Origin of the sequence: Candidatus Chloroploca asiatica, from assembly GCF_002532075.1 — a bacterium.
Lineage (GTDB): Bacteria > Chloroflexota > Chloroflexia > Chloroflexales > Chloroflexaceae > Chloroploca > Chloroploca asiatica.
This window is the reverse complement of the sequence record NZ_LYXE01000100.1, coordinates 1-666: the sequence shown is the minus strand read 5'-3', so window position 1 is coordinate 666 and position 666 is coordinate 1. Positions and strand designations below refer to the sequence as shown.

At 56.8% G+C, this 666-nt stretch carries 1 protein-coding gene; it reads right to left on the bottom strand.

Going from position 1 to position 666, the window contains the following annotated elements; genetic code table 11:
• Window positions 1–666 (bottom strand): right-handed parallel beta-helix repeat-containing protein (locus A9Q02_RS13005; RefSeq protein WP_141508887.1); only part of this gene is annotated, 666 nt, incomplete at both ends.

Genomic DNA, 666 nt, shown 5'->3' with positions numbered 1-666 from the left:
GTCCAGCACACCCGAGATCGGCAGAAACTTCAGTATCACCCCTGTTGCGATGGTGAGCGTCTGGTTCTCAGGCACGTTTAGGTAGCTCACCACGTAGGGAAAGTTGGCCAGCGCCGGCAGTGTGCTGGTTGTCACCGTGCCGCTCAACTCCATCCCGTTGTACAGGTTGCCAGTGAGGATGTTGTTCGCAATCGTCCAACTGGGGATCGCTGCGGTGTTGAAATGCAAACGAATAGCACTTGCCTGCACATAGCCGCTGATGGTATTGCCAGTGAGCGTCAACGTACCCGGGTTCACGAGCCACAGCCCGTTGCTGGTGTTGTTCATCCCGTTGTGTGCAATGGTGCTGTCGATCAAGGTCAACCCAGCAGCTTGAACTGAAAGCCCCCCTCCACCACTACGCGTGATCACACTCCGGCTAATGTTCGGCGCGACGCTAGACGCCAGCACTCCAACCCCGTTCATGTCCTGGATCGTACTATCAGTGATGGACAGGCTGCCGGCATTAGCGCGAATACCAGAGATGTTGCCCAGTTCCAACGTGCTGTTCTGCACTGTCACAGTGCCATTCGAACCGATTGCCGCCATGCCCCAATTGTTGTTGCCGGCAAAGCGGATGTTTGCCCACCTTACTGTGGCAGCACCCGTGTTTCGCACGTAGAGGCC